This is a genomic window from Burkholderia sp. Ax-1724 (assembly GCF_011752995.1).
In the GTDB taxonomy this organism is placed as follows: domain Bacteria; phylum Pseudomonadota; class Gammaproteobacteria; order Burkholderiales; family Burkholderiaceae; genus Paraburkholderia.
Genome location: NZ_VWWL01000002.1, coordinates 365,660 through 384,986 on the forward strand (window position 1 = coordinate 365,660; position 19,327 = coordinate 384,986).

At 60.7% G+C, this 19,327-nt stretch carries 16 protein-coding genes and 1 pseudogene; 15 read left to right on the top strand and 2 right to left on the bottom strand.

The features are described from left to right. Nucleotides 1-20: 20 nt before the first annotated feature. The 10 genes and pseudogenes from F3J19_RS03690 to F3J19_RS03730 all read left to right on the top strand — a co-directional run bounded on the left by F3J19_RS03690 (nucleotide 21) and on the right by F3J19_RS03730 (nucleotide 12,539). Nucleotides 21-590, top strand: a complete 570-nt coding sequence (locus F3J19_RS03690; RefSeq protein WP_167037774.1) for a cytochrome C oxidase subunit II — start codon at nucleotides 21-23, stop codon at nucleotides 588-590. Continuing rightward, nucleotides 580-2,202: a b(o/a)3-type cytochrome-c oxidase subunit 1 gene (locus F3J19_RS03695; RefSeq protein ID WP_167037776.1), complete on the top strand. Its 1,623-nt coding sequence runs from the start codon at nucleotides 580-582 to the stop codon at nucleotides 2,200-2,202. Before F3J19_RS03690 ends, F3J19_RS03695 begins: the two co-directional genes overlap by 11 nt. Further along, on the top strand, nucleotides 2,199-2,996 hold the full coding sequence (locus tag F3J19_RS03700) for a c-type cytochrome (RefSeq protein WP_167037778.1): 798 nt from the start codon (nucleotides 2,199-2,201) through the stop codon (nucleotides 2,994-2,996). Before F3J19_RS03695 ends, F3J19_RS03700 begins: the two co-directional genes overlap by 4 nt. A 112-nt stretch (nucleotides 2,997-3,108) precedes the next feature. Beyond that, on the top strand, nucleotides 3,109-3,909 hold the full coding sequence (locus tag F3J19_RS03705; RefSeq protein WP_205192519.1) for an NAD(P)-binding protein: 801 nt from the start codon (nucleotides 3,109-3,111) through the stop codon (nucleotides 3,907-3,909). 130 nt (nucleotides 3,910-4,039) lie between these two features. After that, nucleotides 4,040-5,593, top strand: a complete 1,554-nt coding sequence (locus tag F3J19_RS03710) for a phospholipase D family protein (protein ID WP_167037780.1) — start codon at nucleotides 4,040-4,042, stop codon at nucleotides 5,591-5,593. A gap of 89 nt (nucleotides 5,594-5,682) precedes the next feature. After that, nucleotides 5,683-5,970, top strand: coding sequence for a hypothetical protein (locus tag F3J19_RS32515; protein WP_240158724.1), 288 nt, complete (start codon nucleotides 5,683-5,685; stop codon nucleotides 5,968-5,970). Nucleotides 5,971-6,027: 57 nt separating this feature from the next. Then, nucleotides 6,028-7,080 (top strand): multidrug transporter subunit MdtN, encoded by a 1,053-nt coding sequence (mdtN, locus tag F3J19_RS03715; RefSeq protein ID WP_167037782.1) that lies wholly within the window; start codon nucleotides 6,028-6,030, stop codon nucleotides 7,078-7,080. Beyond that, entirely contained in the window at nucleotides 7,061-9,247 is a 2,187-nt protein-coding gene (locus F3J19_RS03720; RefSeq protein WP_167037784.1) for an FUSC family protein, read from the top strand. The genes mdtN and F3J19_RS03720 overlap by 20 nt, the downstream gene beginning before the upstream one ends. After that, entirely contained in the window at nucleotides 9,234-10,790 is a 1,557-nt protein-coding gene (locus F3J19_RS03725) for a TolC family protein (protein ID WP_167037786.1), read from the top strand. The genes F3J19_RS03720 and F3J19_RS03725 overlap by 14 nt, the downstream gene beginning before the upstream one ends. Nucleotides 10,791-11,092: 302 nt before the next feature. Then, nucleotides 11,093-12,539 (top strand): annotated as a pseudogene (locus tag F3J19_RS03730) (IS1182 family transposase). A gap of 664 nt (nucleotides 12,540-13,203) precedes the next feature. Here the strand turns inward: F3J19_RS03730 and F3J19_RS03735 are convergent. Together F3J19_RS03735 and F3J19_RS03740 are read right to left on the bottom strand one after the other, a co-directional pair. After that, complete coding sequence (locus F3J19_RS03735) at nucleotides 13,204-13,794, bottom strand: pyridoxamine 5'-phosphate oxidase family protein (RefSeq protein ID WP_345891001.1); 591 nt, start codon at nucleotides 13,792-13,794, stop codon at nucleotides 13,204-13,206. A 117-nt stretch (nucleotides 13,795-13,911) separates the two neighbouring features. Beyond that, the gene (locus tag F3J19_RS03740) at nucleotides 13,912-14,463 is read right to left on the bottom strand and encodes a carboxymuconolactone decarboxylase family protein (protein WP_167037790.1); all 552 of its coding nucleotides are present in this window, start codon (nucleotides 14,461-14,463) and stop codon (nucleotides 13,912-13,914) included. Nucleotides 14,464-14,582: 119 nt separating this feature from the next. On the opposite strand from F3J19_RS03740, the gene F3J19_RS03745 reads away from it, so the two are divergent. The 5 genes from F3J19_RS03745 (at nucleotide 14,583) to F3J19_RS03765 (ending at nucleotide 19,310) form a co-directional block, all read left to right on the top strand. After that, nucleotides 14,583-15,482, top strand: coding sequence for a LysR family transcriptional regulator (locus F3J19_RS03745; protein ID WP_167037792.1), 900 nt, complete (start codon nucleotides 14,583-14,585; stop codon nucleotides 15,480-15,482). Between the two features lie 273 nt (nucleotides 15,483-15,755). Beyond that, a complete protein-coding gene (locus tag F3J19_RS03750; protein ID WP_167037794.1) occupies nucleotides 15,756-16,646 on the top strand; it encodes a LysR family transcriptional regulator in 891 nt (296 codons plus the stop codon). 138 nt (nucleotides 16,647-16,784) lie between these two features. Beyond that, nucleotides 16,785-17,459, top strand: a complete 675-nt coding sequence (locus tag F3J19_RS03755; protein ID WP_167037796.1) for a histidine phosphatase family protein — start codon at nucleotides 16,785-16,787, stop codon at nucleotides 17,457-17,459. A gap of 25 nt (nucleotides 17,460-17,484) precedes the next feature. Next, entirely contained in the window at nucleotides 17,485-18,501 is a 1,017-nt protein-coding gene (locus tag F3J19_RS03760; RefSeq protein ID WP_167037799.1) for a phosphotransferase, read from the top strand. A gap of 44 nt (nucleotides 18,502-18,545) precedes the next feature. Further along, a complete protein-coding gene (locus F3J19_RS03765) occupies nucleotides 18,546-19,310 on the top strand; it encodes an SDR family oxidoreductase (RefSeq protein ID WP_167037802.1) in 765 nt (254 codons plus the stop codon). Nucleotides 19,311-19,327 lie beyond the last annotated feature (17 nt).

The following is a 19,327-nucleotide window of genomic DNA, read 5'->3' on the forward strand; positions in this document are numbered from 1 at the left end:
TCATCTAACCAGACGGCGACATGTCGAACCCTACCGTTCCCGACTCGCACACCTCGGCCAAAGTCGCAGCAACCGTCGAGCGGCGCTGGGCGTTTCTCGCGGTGCTGCTTATCGCGAGCACCATCGCAGTCGTGATTTTCACCGGCCTGCATTGGTCGGCCATGCCGCCCTCGCGCGTCGAGACCATCGACCCCACCACGCTCAACGTGTCCGGCGAATTTATCGAGAGCAATCTGGGCAGCGCAGTGGAGCCCGACGGCTCGGTGACGCTGCGCATCGTCGCACAGCAGTACTCGTTCACGCCGCAATGCCTGCTCGTGCCGGCCGGCGTACCGATCACGTTCCGCGCGACGAGCGCGGATGTCGTACACGGCTTGCTCGTCACCCACACCAATATCAACTCGATGGTCGAACCCGGCTATATCTCTACGTTTCGCACCACCTTCGCGCAAACCGGCGATCACCTGATGCCCTGTCACGAGTATTGCGGAACAGGACACCAGGGGATGTGGGCACACGTGAAGGTCATCGACAAAAACGCGTTCATGCAAATGGCAGCCACTTCGCGGAGAATCAGTTGTGTTAAATAACCGGCGGCTCGTACTCTCGCATTTCTGGCTCGCGTTTGGCGTGTTCGGCGCCGCACTTCTGCTCGGCGCATGGCAGATGTACGTGCGCAGTCCGTTGCATCCGTGGCTGCGCGACCCCGAGATCTACTATCGCTCGGTAACCGAACACGGCACCGTGATGGGCTACGTGTTTCCGACGCTCGTCGCGATGGGCTTCGGCTACGCGGTCACCGAACTGTCGCTCAAACGCGCGCTCGTCGGGGTGCGTTGGGCGTGGATCGGATTCTGGCTGGTGGCTGCGGGCGCGGTGATGGCGTCGATTACGGTGGCGCTCGGACTTGCCTCGGTACTCTACACATTCTATCCGCCGATGATTGGTAACGTGTTCTATTACCTCGGCGTGGTGCTGGTGGTGGTGGGCTCGTGGATCTGGGTAGCGCTGATGTCGGTGAATCTCGCGGCGTGGAAACGCGGCCATCCCGGCCAGCCCGTGCCGCTGCCGATGTTCGCGACCGTAGCCGGTTCGTACCTGTGGGGCTGGACGGCAGTGGGCGCGGCCATCGAAATCATCTTCCAGATTCTGCCGGCCGCCTTCGGCTGGACGACGACGATCGACGCGGGCCTCGCGCGCGTGTTCTTCTCGTGGACGCTGCACGCCATCGTCTACTTCTGGCTGATGCCCGCGTATATCGCGTTCTACACGATCGTACCGCGCGCGATTGGCGGGCGGCTCTACAGCGATACGATGGCGCGCATCGCGTTCGTTCTGTTTCTCGTGCTGGCCATGCCGATCGGTATGCACCATCTTTTCGCCGATCCGCAGGTGGGCGCGGGCTTCAAGTTCGTGCAATCGGTCTTCACAGCGATGGTGGCAGTGCCGACGCTGCTGACGGTATTTACTATTTGCGCGTCGGTGGAGATCGCTGCGCGTTTGCGCGGTGGCAAGGGCGCCTTTGGCTGGCTGCGTGTTTTGCCGTGGGACAATCCGCAGATGCTGGCGCTCTCGCTCTCATTCGTGATGCTCGGCTTCGGCGGAGCGGGCGGGCTCATCAACATGAGCTACCAGCTCGACTCGACAATCCATAACACGCAATGGATCACCGGGCACTTCCACCTGATCTACGCAGGCGCGATCGTCATCATGTACTTCGCCATCGCCTACGATCTGTGGCCGCAGATCACGGGCCGCGCAATGACGAACTGGAAGCTCATGCGCCTGCAATTGTGGCTGTGGTTCATCGGCATGGTCATGCTGACTTTTCCGTGGCATTGGGTCGGCATTCTCGGCATGCCGCGGCGCATGGCGTACTACGACTATACGGATCCAGAGATCGCGGCGCAGGCGATCTGGGTGATGATGTCGGCGATCGGCGGCTTCATTCTCGTGCTCTCGGCGATCGTGTTCTTCGCGGTGCTGATCCAGGGACATCGCAGTCAGGCGGCGCCGCCGGAGGAATACCGCTTCAGCACTGCGGTGCACGAGCCGCGCACCGTGCCGGTGGCGCTCAACAGTTTTGCGTTATGGCTCACGCTGATGATCGCGCTCACGGTGCTCAACTACGGCTATCCAATTGCACAGTTGATGGCACGGGGCGACACCGTGCCCGTGATTCCGATTGGAGCCCAGCGATGAGCGACGAACGCCTGTTCTCATTGCGCAACCCGTGGTTCGCGGCAAGCGTTGGCGTCACCGCCGTGGTGTTCGTGTTCAGCGTGGTGGTCGGTTTCGTGTGGCTGCCATCGGTGCAGCGCGACGCGCAGTTCCAGGGGCTCTGGAATGCGATCTGCAGCGCGGCGGGCGTGCCGCAACAGTGGCTTGCCAATGATGCGCCGAATGCGTCGCAGATGCAGTTCAGCAAGGTCGAGGTGACGCCGCAATTGCTTGCGGGCGCGACGGCCTCGTCGATCGGACGGGGTGCCACGCTCGCGCTGCGCTGCACGATGTGCCATGGCGAGCGCGGCATGAGCGGAGCAAATTCGCCAAATCTGGCGGGGCAATACGCGATCGTGGTCTACAAGCAGTTGCGGGACTTCCAGAGCGGGGCGCGCACGAACGCTGTCATGTCGCCGATGACACTGAACCTCAGCGATCAGGACATGCGCGATCTGGCGGCATACTACGCGTCGCTGCCGCGTCCGGTGGCAGGCCGAGGGCTTGATCTCGCCGATGCGCCGGGAATCGTCGCGCACGGTGCGCCGCTGCGTAATATCCCGGCATGCGCGGCTTGCCATGGCGGCATCGACCACAAGGCTGGCACACCGTGGCTAGAAGGCTTGCCGGCCGCTTATACACAGGCGCAACTGCTGGCGTTTGCGTCGGGCGCACGGCATAACGATATCTCAGAACAAATGCGCAATATCGCGCGCAATATGACGCGTGACGAAATGACCGCAGCGGCCTCGTGGTACGCGGGTTCGACGCGCTGACCTTCACGCAGCAGAAGTTTCGACAATTGACTAATGGCGCAAAAAGGGGGAGCGTGATGATCTCGCATTGGGTTCGCTGTTGTCTCGATCAGTCCGGCTATCCGGGGTAACCATGTGGATCTTCCGTGTCGATGAGCCTCGTCTCGGGGGCATCCGTATCCGCGAATGGCGCCGCCGCGCTCGCAACACGATCAACCTCCTCGTCCTGCTGATGGGCGGCACGACCATCGGGTTGGTCGTCCTTGATCAGTCCAGTTCTCCTTTCCCCGACAAGTTGTTTACGGCCGTGTGGAACGGGGTCAACCTCATTACCACACTAGGCGCCTTCAGCGGGTTCAATCCACCTCAGAAGTGGTTCATGGTGCTGGCCATGTTTGCGACACTGATGATCGGAGGATTTGCGGTTTCAAAACTCACAGGCATGCTGTCGGGCGACGATGTAATGGCGTATCGGGAGAACCGGATCATGGAACGCAAGTTCGAACATCTGGCCGGTCATGTGGTGGTGGTCGGATTCCATGCGCTTGGAGAGCACGTCGCACGTCACCTGCATGAAGCGGGCGAGACCGTTCTCGTGCTCGTAGGCGACCAGGATCAGGCCCACCGGGCGGCGGATAGCGGCCACATGGTCGTGCTGGGCTCGCCCGATGCGTTCGACGACGTGCTCAAGCGTGCGCGGCTGGACAGCGCCAGGGCAATGGTCGTGACCACACCAGACGGCAATAACAATCTCGCAATCACGCTGCTGGCTCATACGCTGAGCCCTTCTCTCGCGATCGCGGTGCCTGGTGAAAACCCGCTGAGAAAAGGGCTTCTGGAAAGCGCTGGCGCATCCAATGTGATCATTGCCGATGACATCGTCGCCAAAGCGCTCGTCAGCAAGCTCACACCGGCGGTGAAGGGAGAGATATGAGAATCGCGGTTTCGACGCCTTCTGATCGGCATCCGAACTTTATACGATCCTTCCGCCGCCTGTCGCGCTGGTGGCGTATGGTGCGTCGCGGCAAGCCACATCCCGTTCGAGATTTCGACAGAGTTCGAAGATGGTGAAGCTACATGTTTTCATTGTGAGCGTTCTCTTCCTGGTGCTGACATCATGCGCCAGTCTGCCGCCGCAGAGCAGCCAATCGAAAACTCTTGCGCTGCAAAACCCGGACACCACGCGGCTCGGCGTGAGATTCTCGCGAGGCGAACAGAATCACCCCGGCGAAAGCGCGTTTCACCTGCTGCAGGACCCTGTTGACGCGATTGCTGCCCGCGTCGAGCTTGCCGAATCGGCGGACCGGACGCTCGATCTGCAGTACTACATCTGGCACGACGATCTGACCGGACGCGAACTGGCGGCGGCATTGCTTGGAGCGGCAGACCGCGGCGTACGCGTGCGCGTCCTGCTCGACGACCTCGGCACGAATGCGGATGACCAGGTCTTGCTGGCAATCAGTTCGCATCCGAACGTGAAGATAAAACTATTCAATCCGGTCGCGGATCGCCAGTTCAAATCGCTTGCTACGGCCTTTGAGTTTTCCCGGGTCAATCGGCGCATGCACAACAAGGCGATGATTGCGGACAACGAAGCCGCGATTCTTGGTGGACGCAACATCGGCGACGAATACTTTGGCGCATCGAATGTGGTGGCCTTTGGTGATCTGGATGTCCTCCTGCATGGCCAGATTATCCGCGACGTTTCCAACGCTTTCGATGAGTTCTGGAACTCCGGATCGAGCTATTCGATCGAGCAGTTGATGGGGCATGAGGCAGCGCCGTCTGCATTAAGCGATTACCGCGCGAAGATGGACGAATACATCAAGGCGGAACACGACGCGCCCTACGTCGTGGACGCGAGAGCGCGGCTTGCAAAGATACTCGAAGCGGGTGACACGAACTTTGCGTGGGGGCACGCCACACTCCTATACGACGACCCATCCAAGATCACACGTGACCCGAACGACGCGCAGGGCCACATCATGACGAAGTTCGCGGCCCTGAACCTCAAGCCCGAGCACGGGATGCTCCTCATCTCGCCTTACTTCGTGCCGGGCAAAGAAGGCGTTGCATGGATACGCGATTTAACCGAACACGGCGTGCAGGTCACGATATTGACCAACTCGCTGGCGGCGACCGATGTGGTGGCGGTGAATGCGGGATATCAGCACTATCGTGAGGATCTCCTTGCAGCGGGCGTGCATCTCTATGAGCTGAAGCCGGTTGGCTCAAGCAAGGTCAAAGCACAACGCCGCTTCTTCGGTTCTTCAAGGGCCTCGTTGCACGCGAAAACGTATGTATTCGACCGACAGACCGTTTTCATTGGTTCGATGAATCTCGATCCCCGTTCGAACCGTCTCAATACGGAGATCGGTGTGCTTTGCAACAGTCCGGCGATTGCCGGGCAGGTGGTCGACGACGTCGAGCCGAACCTGGACACCGCCGCCTGGCGAGTCGAGCAACGCACCGATGCAAACGGCAAGAGCCGGATTGTCTGGATCGATACCGCTGAGGACGGGACAGTGACGACGCTGGACTCGGAGCCGGATGTCTCATTCGCGCGGCGTGCAAGCGTCTGGTTCATGGGACTGCTACCAATCGAATCGGAGCTATGAACGTGGTGGCACGTGTTGGGTCAACCATTGTTGCACCTGAGGCAGGTTGTATCAGTGGATCATCAATCAATGTTCCCGTCGCGAAAACGATGAAACAGCGTACATGGCCCAGGTTCTCCGCTGCGTACATGCCCGTGGCATCCATGCCGCTTGGCGGTTGCGTCACCCATGGCGCACCGACATTGGCGCTCTTCGGCGCGTACTTCCCGTTCTGGCTGGTGAGCGCCGTAGCCGGCGCCGTAGGTGCCGTCGTCGCACATCGTGCGTTTGTCGCCTCAGGCTGGGTCCATGGCGTGCCATATCAACTTTCTGTATGTACGGCGATTGGGGTTGTCGTCGGGGTGTTCTTCTGGTTGTTGGGTACGGGGCAGCTATAGGATGCAACGCTCCCACGCTCACTATTGTTCGCGGCCCCATCGGCGCGGGAGGCTGACATGAAAATGGCCGGCGTCAATTCCAAGCATGTATGGAAAGGCCGCGCGATCGCTATCGTGATCGTGCTGCTTGGCGCGGCGGCGCTATGGTATGCGTACGACCGGTCGTCACGTTACCCCTCTACGGACGACGCCAGCATCGATGCAGACGTTGTCCACGTCGCGTCGCCGGTGGGTGGCCGGATCGTGCGTGTTCCTGTTGAGGAGAACCAGCGCGTCGCCAAAGGAGACGTGCTGTTCGAAATCGATCCGGTGCCGTACCGGCTCGCAGTCGCGCAGGCGCAGGCCGAGCTTGAAATGGCGCGCGCGCAACTGGCCACGCGTCACCGCACGCTGATTGGTGAGACGTCGAACGCGACGATCGCCGCTGACCAGACCCGGCGGGCCAACCACAATTACGATCTCGCTACCCGCAGCGTCGAGCGGCTGCGGCCGCTCGCAGCGCAGGGCTACGTGTCCGCGCAGCAGCTCGATCAGGCGGTGGTCGCGCAACGTGACGCAAGTGTGTCACTCACGCAAGCAAAGGTGCAGCAGCAGTCGTCTGCGCGGACGATTGGCGACGATGCCGACGCGATCGCCACCGTGCATGCGCGCGAGGCCGCGCTTGCCATCGCGCAGCGTGGGCTCGACGATACGGTGGTACGCGCGCCTTTCGATGGCTATGTCACCGGGCTTGTGATTCTTGCCGGCGAGACGGTGCTGCCGAACCAGTCCATCTTCACGCTGATTCATGCCGGCGAATGGTTTGCCGTGGCGAATTTCCGCGAGACCGCGCTTGGTGCGATCACCGTAGGTGACTGCGCGACCGTGTATTCGATGATCGACCGCAAGCAGGCGATGCGCGGCAAGGTCATCGGCATCGGCGCCGGCATCACGGACACGGACCGCGTGAATCTGCCGCGCGGCCTGCCATACGTGCAGCAGTCGGTGAACTGGGTACGCGTTGCGCAACGCTTCCCGGTTCGCGTGCGGATCGATGAACCGGACGGCAGACTGGTGCGGGTGGGCGCAAGCGCGATCGTCGAGGTCCAGCATGGCCAGTTCTGCCGATGAGCTCACCACGCCTGGGCCGCGCGAGATCGCGCGGCTGCTCGCAGCGTTTCCGGGGCGCGCGTCGATTGTCACGCGTATTGCGCTGATCTGCGCGCTGACGGTGCTCGTGACGAGCGCCTATGGAATCCCGGAAGCCTCGACGGCGGTATATATCGTGCTGTTCCTGAACCGGCCCGACCGGGTGACGAGCGTGATCACGTGTATCGCGTTGATGCTGCTCGTGACGGTGATCATCGGGATCGTGATGGTCTTCGCGATCTTCTGCATCAATGATCCGGTGCTGCGTGTGGCGAGCATGGCAGTGCTGTCGATGGGGTTCCTGTTTGCGACCTCGGCGAGCAAGCTGCGTCCGGTCGGCGCGATCGTGGCCATGATCGTCGGTTTCGGACCCGACGAGCTTGGGCTTGCCCCGCTCGGCGAAGCAGCGACGCGCGGCCTCCTGTATGCGTGGCTCTTCGTCGCCGTTCCGATTGGCGTGGCGATTGTGGTGAACCTGTTGTTTGCGCCGTCGCCGCGCCGGCTTGCCTGCGCGCAGCTTGCGAGGCGTCTGAGGCTCGCCGCCGCCTGCCTGACGGGCACCGCTGGCGAGGCCGGGCAGGCTGCCTTCGAAGCATGCGTGCGCGAAGGCGATCACCAGATCATGGCGTGGGTCAAGCTCTCGAAGCTCGAAGGGACTTCGACCGAAGCCGATTGCGCGGCGTTGCGTCAGGCAGCGGCGTCGTCGACGGCGATCCTGGTCGCGGTGGATCTCGCCATGCGCGAACCCCGCGCGCGTTTGCCCGCGGCCTACGCAGCGCGGCTTGCCGAGACGATGGAGCAGATGGCGGTGATGCTCGATGCCGGGGGCTATCCGGAGAATGTGGCAGTCGGGATACCTGAGGGTGCTGCCCTGGAGGTTGGGGCGCCGATGCCATTGCCGCCGCTCGCGGCGCTCGTGCTCGCCGATCTGCGCGCGGCACTGGAAGGCTTTGCGCAGCCGGCTTCGGCCGCGGCTGCAAGAGCCGGAGCTGATGAAGGGTCGGCGGTGTCATCTTCGGCTCCGGCTCCGTCTATGTCTTCGGCACCCGCCTCGGCCTCGGCTCATCCCGAGCATGCGCCCGCACGTAGCGGCTTCTTCGATGCCGATGCGTTCAGCAATCCCGATCACATCCGCTACGCGTTAAAGACGACCGCCGCAGCGATGTTCTGCTACGTCCTGTATCAGCAACTCGACTGGCAGGGCATTCATACCAGCTTCATCACCTGCTATATGGTGTCGCTCGGCACGACCGCCGAAACGGTGGAGAAATTGCTGCTGCGGATCATCGGCTGCCTGATCGGTGCCTTGCTTGGCACGGCAGCGCTGGTCTACGTGGTTCCACAGCTGACGTCGATTGCAGGACTGATGGCGCTGGTCTTCGCGGGCTCATGGCTGGCCGCGTGGGTCGCGGTGGGTTCGCCGCGCATTGCGTATGCGGGCATGCAGATCGCGTTCGCGTTCTACCTGTGTGTGATCCAGGGGGATGCTCCCAAGTTCGACCTGACGCTCGCACGCGACCGCGCGATTGGCATTCTGATCGGCAATGTCGTGGTGTATCTGATGTTCACACGGGTCTGGCCCGTGAGTATCGCCGGCTCGATCGATGCTGCGCTCAACAGGCTCATTGCGCAGTGGGCACGGATTGCGCGCGTTGCGGATGCAGGCACGCGCCGTACGATGGTCGCAGAGGCGCTCGCGCAGTACGGCGGCTTGCGCCAGAATCTGGGCCTGATTCACTACGAGCCATCGTGGGTGCGTCCCGCGCCCGCGTGGATCGCGAGCCGCAAGCGCGCGCTCGCGGAGCTTGGTGCGCTGGAGGGATCGCTTGCTCTCGCGACGGCCCGTGCCGGCCCGCTCGCCGATGCGCGCCTGCACGAAGTGGCAGGGCGGCTCGAGACGGACGGGCTCGCGCAGGCAGACGCCACCCATCGCAGCGCAAGTATGCAAGCGGAAGAGCCAACGCCAGCACCAACAACAGCACCAGAGCTAACGCTGCATACTGATTCCACCACTGACCGCGCCGCCGACCCACGCCTCGACGCATTGCTCAGCGTCATCGACGAGCGGTTCCGCCGGATTGCCGATGTCGCCCGCACAAGCACTGGGGACTCCATCATGAAGGAGGCGGCAACCGATGCGCGCGCTTGAACCGACGCCGTGGCTCATTGCATTGGCCGTCGCCGGACTCGCGGGATGCGCGACGTCTTCGCTGGATCTCGCGCCCACGGCGCCCGACCGTCCGTGGCAACCGCAGACGAACGCGGCCGGTGACATCGTGCCAGGCCCACCGCGCACTCATGCCGAGTCCGCACACGCGGGCTACACGCTGCCGAACAGCACCGGGCTCGCGACCGTCGAACCCGCGGCGGCGCTCGACGCGAACCATGCATACACGCTGCCCGAACTGATCGATCTCGCGGAGTCCGCGAATCCTCTCACGCGGATTGCATGGAACGATGCGCGCAATGCGGCTCTGGCGACGGGCATTGCAAAGGCAGCCTATCTGCCACAACTTGTCGCGACCGCAATGGGCGGATATCAGGCCGCTAGCGCGTCGTCGAACACGCTGATTGGCAATGTGTCGTCGAACTCCGACATTCACGGCACCGTGTCCGTGCTCGCGCTGCAATGGCTGCTGTTTGATTTCGGCGGACGCCGTGCGCGTGTCGAGGCGGCCACGCAGCTGTCAGTTGCCGCAAACATTGCGTTCACGGCCGTCCATCAGCAGGTGATACACAACGTAAGCGTTGCGTACTACGGGTACGAAGCGGCCTATACCCGACAGAAAACCGCGCAACAGGCGCTCGACAATGCGGATGGCATCGTCGCAGCAGCGCATGCACAGATGACGCGCGGCGTCGGCACGATCGTCGAAGTCGCCCAGGCCACACAGAACTGCGCGCAGGCGAATCTTGCGAAGGTGCAGGCCGATGGTGCGCTGACCGACAGCTATCTGAACCTCGTGTCTGCACTCGGCATCTCGCCGTTATCGAAGCCGACGATTGCCCCATTGCCGGCGCGCGCGCTGTCGCCGGCGCTGCATCAGTCAGTCGACGAGATTGTCGCCGATGCCATCGCGCGGCGGCCGGACGTGCAGAGTGCGTATGCGCTTGAACAGGCCAATCAGGCGAAGATCCGTGTGGCCAAGGCCGCGTTCATGCCGAAGGTGTTCATGTCCGCGACCGCGGCGTACGGCACCGGCGGCACGGCGATTACCGCGATTCCGCCGGTCGGCGATCAGGCGGCAACGGTGAACCTGAGCGGCAGCCGCCGCAGCGGCAGCGTGTTCGTCGGCGTGACGATCCCGATCTACGACGGCGGGCTGCGTTCGGCCATGCTGATGCAAGCTCGCAATGACGCGGACAGCGCGTCCGCGCAGTTGACGCGGACACGGGAGGAGGCGGTCCGACAGGTGGTCTCCGCACAGAGCGCACTCTCCACGAGCCTCGCCTCGAACGATGCCGCGAAGGCGCTGGTTGCCGCCGCACAGACCACCTATGACGCAGCGTTTGCCGCGTACCACCACGGCGTCGGCTCGATTACCGATGCGCTGCTCGCGCAGAACCAGTTGATCGCCGCTCAGAATGCCTATGCGGACAGCTACAGCGCGGCGCTGTCCGCGGCTGCGTCGTTTGCGCTCGCGACAGGGGAGATCGGCACGACAGGGGCGGGCGGCGAGCCGGACTGGTAGCGCAGCTCGATCATCGCCTTCAGCACGACCACTCGTACCATTCGCAAAGGCGGCGTTGAATCCCGACTGTTTGGACCTTTGCTTTGAACAGCTAAGGTATACAAAATAACTGCCTCGACCTGAAAGGCGACATCGGTGCAACTTTGGGCTGGATGTCCGCCTCGGCTCGAGCTGCGCCTTCCGCGCGTGCCATTCATCACTGGGCGGCGTCTGAGCTTGGTCGTCGGGCACGAGTCGGCCGAGGGCGTGTGAAAACGCATTTGTCGCCTAAACTGAGTCAACGCGTTGAGATCGGGTGACTCGTGAAGCGATTCGCTGAGGGCGATGACCGCAAACAGGTCGCACTACTTCCCGAATGCGTCGATGACTTCATCGGACAGGACAACCCAGTAAGGGTGGTAGATGCCTTCGTTGACGAACTGAACCTTGGGGAACTCGGCTTCAACGGTACCACGCCGGCGCTCACAGGCCGCCCGTCCTATCATCCGGGCATGATGCTCAAGATCTATATCTACGGGTATTTGAACCGGGTTCCGTCTAGCAGGCGTCTTGAGCGTGAATGCCAACGCAATGTCGAGTTCATGTGGCTGACAGGACGTCTGGCGCCAGACTTCAAGACGATCGCCGACTTTCGCCGCGACAACGGATCGGCTATTCGCAACGTGTGCCGTCGTTTCGTCGAACTATGTCGCGGACTGAAGCTGCTATCCAGCGACATGGTGGCAATCGACGGCAGCAAGTTCAAGGCTGTGAACAGCCGTGACAGGAACTACACGGCAGGCAAGATCGACAAGCGTCAGCAGCAGATCGAGGAAAGCGTTCAGCGATATCTCGACATGATTGAAACCGCAGACCGGACCAGCCCGACAGGCTTCGATGTGAAGACTGTTCTCCTGTACGAGAAGATCGCGCTCTTGCGTCAGCGGATGCGTGAACTCGGGCAGATCAGGGAGCAACTGAAGAAAGAACCGGACAAACAGTTGTCGCTTACTGACCCGGATTCCCGTTCCATGACCAGCGGTGGCAAGAGAACCGGCACCGTCGGCTACAACGTCCAGACGGCCGTGGATACGAAGCATCATCTGATTGTCGAGCACGAGGTGACGAATATTGGAGGTGACCACGGCCAACTCAGCAGGATAGCTCTGTCGGCGAGGAACGCGATGGGCAAGCTAAGACTGAAGGTGCTGGCTGACCGTGGCTACTTCAGTGGTCCGGACATCCGCGCGTGTGAACTGGCCGGCATCGCCACGTATGTCCCGAAACCGCTCACCTCAGCGTCGAGGAAGAAAGGGCTCTTTACCAAACGCGACTTCATCTACGTTGCCAGGAACGATGAGTATCGATGCCGCCGCCGGCGAGCGCGCAGTTCTTCGATTCAAGACCGTGGAGAACGGTATGAATCTGAACGTGTACTGGCCGAGCGCATGTCCGCGTTGCCATCTCAAGGATCGATGTTCGCCCAGCGACTATCGCCGCATCTGACGATGGGAGCACGAACATGTACTCGAAGCCATGCAGCGTCGACTCGACCGCAAGCCTGATGCAATGACCATCCGAAGAAGCACCGTTGAGCATGTATTCGGTACCCTCAAGCACTGGATGGGCGCGACGCACTTCCTGACCCGGACGCTCGGATGGGTGAGCACCGAAATAAGTCTCCAGGTATTGGCGTACAACCTGAAGCGCGTCATGAAAATACTAGGAGTTGCCGGGACAATAAAGGCGATGAGAAGGGCTGAAAGCTAAGGCCCTGAGGGGCTTTTTGCGCTTGATACGTTACGCTAGCGCGCCCCCGATCTGCCAAACTCGATTGATCGGGCTGGCAAACTCGCTTGCAGCCATCAAAAAGCAGTTTCCACACGCCCTCGGCCATTTTGAGACATTCGACTTCCACGCCTAAATTGAACTGGACGGTTCCGTGGAGCCCTCTGGCTATGGAGACAGAACCTCTTGGACTGCAGATCGGCTATTAGATAGGGACGTGACCGGGCGGCATCCTCGCTGTGGCCGCCAAGCCACCGTCATGGGCAGGCGGCTTGGCAAGGGTGACGTCCTTGTGGACTTTTCGGATGGCTCGTACGTCAACGTGCATCTCACTTGGGGGCTATCAGACGCAGGTCCATTCGCGGACAAGTACCCGGCATGGTTTACATATGGGTCGCTTGAGGAATTCGCGGCGGCAATGCTGAAGGATGCCCAAGAATCCGGTAACGGATATATTCATTTCCTGTTTCCTTGACTATAAGCAGACCGATTCCTTTCACAGAATGGAAGAAAAACCTGCCGAACAATACGGATGACACGCCTGGAACGGCCCTCGTACGATGTTGGAAAATTTATAGCCGCTGCAAGCTTCTTCATTGGAAAACGAAATCACCTGCTGCACTGCCACTGACGGCACTCATTTCCGTCACGCACTGACTCTCTCACGCAAGTGGTCGATCTCCGCTTCCAGTTCGCGAATACGCTTATCCCGTTCATCAAATGCCGCCTGAACGTCCGCTGCCTCGAAGCGTTGCGGGATGTGCTGGGGACAATTGGCATCCCACAATGAAACCTCGAAAACGATGGCTCGCTCGGCACGGGCTCGATAATCCCGAGGCGTCAGACTGGCGACCCTTTTTGCATCCTCGTCGATGTATGCCTCACCCCAGATCTTGATCCGCTGGCGGCGCGCATAGTCAATCAGGAACAGGAAAGCTTTCCGGTTGTCGGCCAGATTCCCGGTCGTGACGTACTGCTTGTTTCCGGAAAAATCAGCGAACGCGATCGTCTTCGTGTCGACGACATGCAGGAATCCAGGCGGGCCGCCACGATGCTGGATATAGGGTTGCCCATCGCCGTTTGCGGTTGAGAAGAATACGCTCGTCTGCTTTCGGATAAAGTCCGCACACTCAGACGTGATGGTGGTCTCCCACGCACCTTCCTGCTCGCGATGCGCATAGGCTTCTCGCGAACCGTAGCGCTTTTGAAACAGCTTGACGGAAGACGTGAACGCCACGTCACTGGGATATTTCCGCGAACTGCCCATTTTGCCCACCGTCCAGTTCAGTTTGCGCCGTAAAACGGATACCGCCGACGCTTATAGCCCCGGCGGTATCGACCTCAGCCCTGCGCGTTATGCCGTCCTGGCATGTACGACGGGAAAGTCGATTTCGGTTCCGGCAACTGTGTTGATGTAGTTCGTCCAGATATTGAGCGCCACGTTCAATACGATCTCGATCACGGCAGCATCGCTGTAGCCCGCAACCTTGACTGCCTGCAGGTCAGCATCCGACACGCGGCCGTGCTCGGCCGTCACCTTCTTCGCGAACAGCACAGCGGCGGCGGCCTTCGAATCGTTCGAACCACCGTTGCGGTTCGCGGTGATTTCGGCGTCGTCGAGCTTCGCGACGTTCTTCCCGAGGTACGTGTGTGCCGACAGGCAGTAATCGCAACCATTGATCTCCGCCACTGCCAACGCAATACGCTCACGCGTCTGCCCCGACAGCTCGCCTTTGCCGAGCGCACCCATCAGGCTCAGATAGCCTTCGAGTGCCGCCGGGCTGTTGCCAACCATGCGGAACAGATTCGGCACAACGCCCAGTTGCTTGCTGACGGCTTCGAGCAGACCGTGAGACGCGGCCGGAGCGTCGGCGATAGTAGCGGGGGTAGGAATATGGGACGACATCGTGACCTCTCCTTTGAGAAAGACGTTGCAGTGAACGACTGGAGATGATCTTACGGACTCCCTGATTTCAGGAGAATCCGCTAATATCGAGAATCTTTCTTCCATATGTCGAGAGGATAATGGACCGGCTCGAAGCAATGTCCATCCTGATCGAAGTCGTTGAGGCCGGGAGTCTGTCGGCCGCGGCTCGCCGGCTGGATATCCCGCTGCCGACGGTCAGCCGCAAGGTGGGCGAGCTGGAGGTCTATCTGAAAACCCGTCTGCTGAACCGGACAACGCGGCAGCTCTCTCTAACCGAGGCCGGTGCCGCGTATGTCGCATCCTGTCGCCGTATCCTTGAGGAAGTCGGAGAGGCCGAACGTACGGCGACGGGGGAATACGCCGTGCCACGAGGATATCTTGTGATTACTGCTCCCGTGGTTTTCGGGCGACTATATGTGGCACCTGTACTGGCGGACTTTCTGGTCCACTATCCCGAGATCGACGCCCGCCTGTTCCTGACGGATCGCAGCACAAACATGCTGGAAGAGCATATTGACGTTGCTGTGCGTATTGGCCCACTTCCAGACAGCACGCTCGTGGCTGTGAACGTCGGGCAATTGCGCCTGGTCGTATGCGCGAGCCCGGCTTACCTGGCGAGTCATGGGGTTCCTGCCAAACCGGACGAACTGGCGAATCATGCATGCATCGCATTCGAAGGGCTGGCATCGACTCGTGCATGGAATTTTTTTGCGGGGAAAACCGAACGTACAGTGCAAATCCGCGCGCGCCTTGTGACCAATACTGCAGAATCCGCCGTCGACACAGCAGTACTCGGCGTTGGCCTGACGCGCGTTTTGTCCTATCAGACAGAGGCGGCCGTGCGTGAAGGGAAATTACGGCTCGTACTGGAAAAGTTCGAACCACCACCACTTCCGATCAGCCTCGTACATACTGGGCAATTGCCGGTGCCGCTCAAGCTAAGGGCATTTTTAGATTTCGCACGGCCTCGACTTCAGTCTCGTCTGACTGCTCTTTAACAACTGGCTTGCAAAGCATAACTAAGTGACTCCAGGTAGCCACACGACGCAAGGGCGCACGTTTTTTGTAATATTACAATTCCATTGCGCCGACACCTAACCCCGCCATCCACCGGGCTCGCACGAGTTGCATCGGCCGGTGGCATGGGATGAGGAGGGTCACTGCCTGAGGCCCATTCGTTTATCCTGGTGCCATCGATAGACTCGGCTACCATACTGTGCAAACGAACGCGGGACGGCGCCACTTCAAGCGTGCCTCAGGGAATTCAAATAATGCGCCAGTCAAAGATCGATCTGAATCTTTTCATTGTTTTCGAAGCCATCTATCGAACGCGAAATCTCACGCGTGCGGCGGAATTGCTGTTCATCACCCAGCCCGCGGTCAGCAACGCTTTGTCGCGCATGCGCAAGACGTTCGACGATCAGCTCTTTGTGAGCACGCCGGCCGGGATGCTGCCCACACCTGTTTCCGAGAACATTATTGGCCGGGTCCGCGAGGCGCTTCAACTGCTGGACTCGAGCACCCATGCCGCTGAACGTTTCGATCCGGCGTCGTCGCAGCGGACCTTCCGGCTCAGCATGAACGACCTGACAGAGGCCATCCTGCTCCCCGCGCTGGAGGAGGTTCTGCAACGCGAGGCGCCCGGCATCCGGATCGAGAGCTACTTCACCACGCGCCGGGAAGTCCCCGAAGCGCTAGCCAACGGCGCGATCAATCTGGCGATCGATGTTCCCCTGATCGACGATCCGCATCTGGAGCAGGAACCGCTGGGCTGCGAGCGGTATGCGTGCCTGCTCCGCCGCGACCATCCATTCACGAAAAAGAAGCTGACTATCGACGACTACCTCAGACTGGGCCATGTTCATGTGTCCAGTCGCAGGCAGGGACTCGGACTTGTCGACGCGGAACTCAACAAACTGGGGCTTAGGCGGACCATCCAGACCCGGGTTCAGCATTATCTGGTGGCACCGTTGATCGCCATGCGAACCGATCTCGTCCTGACCGCGCCGCTCACGCTTCTTCGGCGGTATGACGCACGAATCTTGGCGCTGCCGTTCGATCTCCCCGAACTCGAGTCTCATGGCTACTGGCACCGAAGCGTCACGGGAGACCCGGCGCATTGCTGGCTGCGCGAACAGATTGGCCGTCTGATGGGGAAATGAGTGAGGAGTCTGCCGACCCGGCGACATTGCGCAGCCGCATCGAGTATCACGGCGTGTTATGGCTCGGCATAAAAACAATAAACTTCTGGAATGTCGCAAGGCCGGGTATTGTTCTAACCATGTTCAGACGAGGTTGGCATGGCGGAGCTCTACCTGGTACGGCATGGTCAGGCGTCGTTCGGCGCAGAAAACTATGACCAGCTATCACCTTCCGGTCGGACCCAGTCACGTTGGCTAGGAGAATACTTCGCGCAGTCGAACGTGCAGTTTGATCGCGTGGTGATTGGAACGATGCGGCGGCACGCGCAAACAGCGGACGAAATTCTCACTGAGATGAATGGCCCGCAAGCCAAGGTTGTGCAGGATGCGGATCTGAACGAGTACGACTTTCGCGCCTTGCTGTCCGTCCTTGGCGAAAGTGGCTTCGCGCCGGAGCTATCGGCAGCCAGTTCGACGAAGCACTTTTACAAGGCGCTCAAGCAGGCGCTGCAATTGTGGTCCGAGGAACGACTGCCCGGGCGACTCCCCGAAACCTGGCATCAGTTCCAGGCGCGCGTCGAGCGTGCGCGTCTGGCCATTCAGCGTATGGGCGGCAAACGGATTCCGGTGGTGAGTTCGGGTGGCCCGATTGCCGTGTTCGCCCAGCAGATTCTGCAGGCACCGGCGGCCACTGCGATCACGCTTAACCTGCAGATTCGCAATAGCAGCGTTAGCCAGTACGTCTTCAACGATAGCGCAATGTCGCTAGTCAGTTTCAACTCGCTGCCTCATCTCGAACATGGCGAGCGGCGTGAACTCATCACTTATGGTTGATCCGAATCTGGAATCTAGTGCCATCATGAATGCCCGTTTTCAATTCGACGTTGAAACACTCGCGCGTTATCTGGCATCCCACGTGCCCGGATTTTACGGGCCCATGTCCATCGAGAAGTTCGCTGGCGGGCAATCGAACCCCACGTTTCTCCTCACGGCGCAAAGGGGCCGTTACGTCCTTCGACGTCAGCCGCCAGGAGCGCTGCTCAAGTCCGCACATGCTGTCGACCGCGAATTCCGTGTGCTGACCGCCCTCAGCCACACGCCGGTTCCGGTCGCGCGGGCCTTGCACCTTTGCGAGGACCGGGACGTCATTGGCAGCATGTTCTATGTCATGAGCTTCGAAGAGGGCGAGATTTTCTGGGATCCGTCGCTGCCCGAGCTACCTGCGGGCAAACGCAGCGCTATCTACGACGCGCTGCTCGGAACAATGGCTGCTCTTCACGACGTGGATGTCGAAGCTGTTGGCCTTGCCGATTATGGCCGCGCAGGCAACTACTTCTCGCGCCAGATCGACGTCTGGACGAGGCAATATCGCGCGGCGCAGACCGATGCTCTGGAATCTGTCGAGGCACTGATCAAATGGCTGCCAGCGAACTGTCCGGCGGAAACCGGCAAGCCATCGCTCGTGCACGGCGATTTCCGTATCGACAACGTCATGTTCCAACGCGGAACCCCGCAGGTTCGTGCCGTGCTCGACTGGGAGCTTTCCACACTCGGCAATCCGCTCGCCGACCTCGCGTACTTCTGCATGTGCCTTCGACTCCCTCGCAACGGTCATATCACCGGGCTGGAAGGATTGGACCGGGTCGCATTGGAGGTGCCAGACGAGTCCGCGATCATCGAGCAGTACTGCCGCCTGCGGGAAATCGCGTCGATCGAGAACTGGAATTTCTATCTGGCGTTCAGCTTCTTCCGGCTTGCCGCCATCACGCAGGGCGTGAAGAAACGGGCTCTCGGCGGCAATGCATCGAATGACAAGGCGCGGCAGGTTGGCGAAATGGCCGGTGTGCTGGCAAGGATGGGTGCCGAGCTGATCTGACGGCGCCCGCAACTAATATAGACGTAAACATATGGAGGGTAATCGTGACTACTGATTTGTTTAACCTTGAACCGAAGGTTGCGCTGGTCACCGGTGCCAGCCGAGGTATCGGCGAGGAAATTGCCAAACTGCTCGCGGAGCAGGGCGCACATGTGATCGTATCGAGCCGCAAGCTCGAAGACTGCGAGTCCGTGGCGCGCGAAATCAGAGAGGCGGGCGGTAGCGCCGAAGCCTATCCGTGCCATGTCGGGCGCATGGACGACATTCTCGGAATCTGCCAGCATATCCGCGCGCGCCATGGCCGTCTGGACATTCTCGTCAACAACGCCGCGGCGAATCCGTATTTCGGCCATATTCTCGATACTGACCTGGCGTCGTTCGACAAGACGGTGGAGGTCAACTTGCGCGGCTACTTTTTCATGTCGGTCGAGGCGGGCAAGCTGATGCGTGAGCACGGCGGCGGCGCGATCGTCAACACGGCATCCGTCAATGCGCTTCAGCCGGGAGACAAGCAGGGCATTTACTCGATCACCAAAGCCGCGGTGGTCAACATGACGCGTGCATTCGCCAAGGAATGTGGACCGTTGGGCATCCGTGTCAATGCAATCCTGCCGGGTTTGACGAAAACGCGCTTTGCCGGGGCGTTGTTTGAAGATCAGGCCATCTACGACAACTGGATGGCGAAGATCCCGGCCCGACGCCATGCGGAGCCTCGCGAGATGGCCGGCACCGTGCTTTATCTGGTGTCCGATGCTGCGAGCTACACCAACGGAGAGTGCATCGTCGTTGACGGTGGGCTGACGATCTGATCACGCGTCGACGCGTG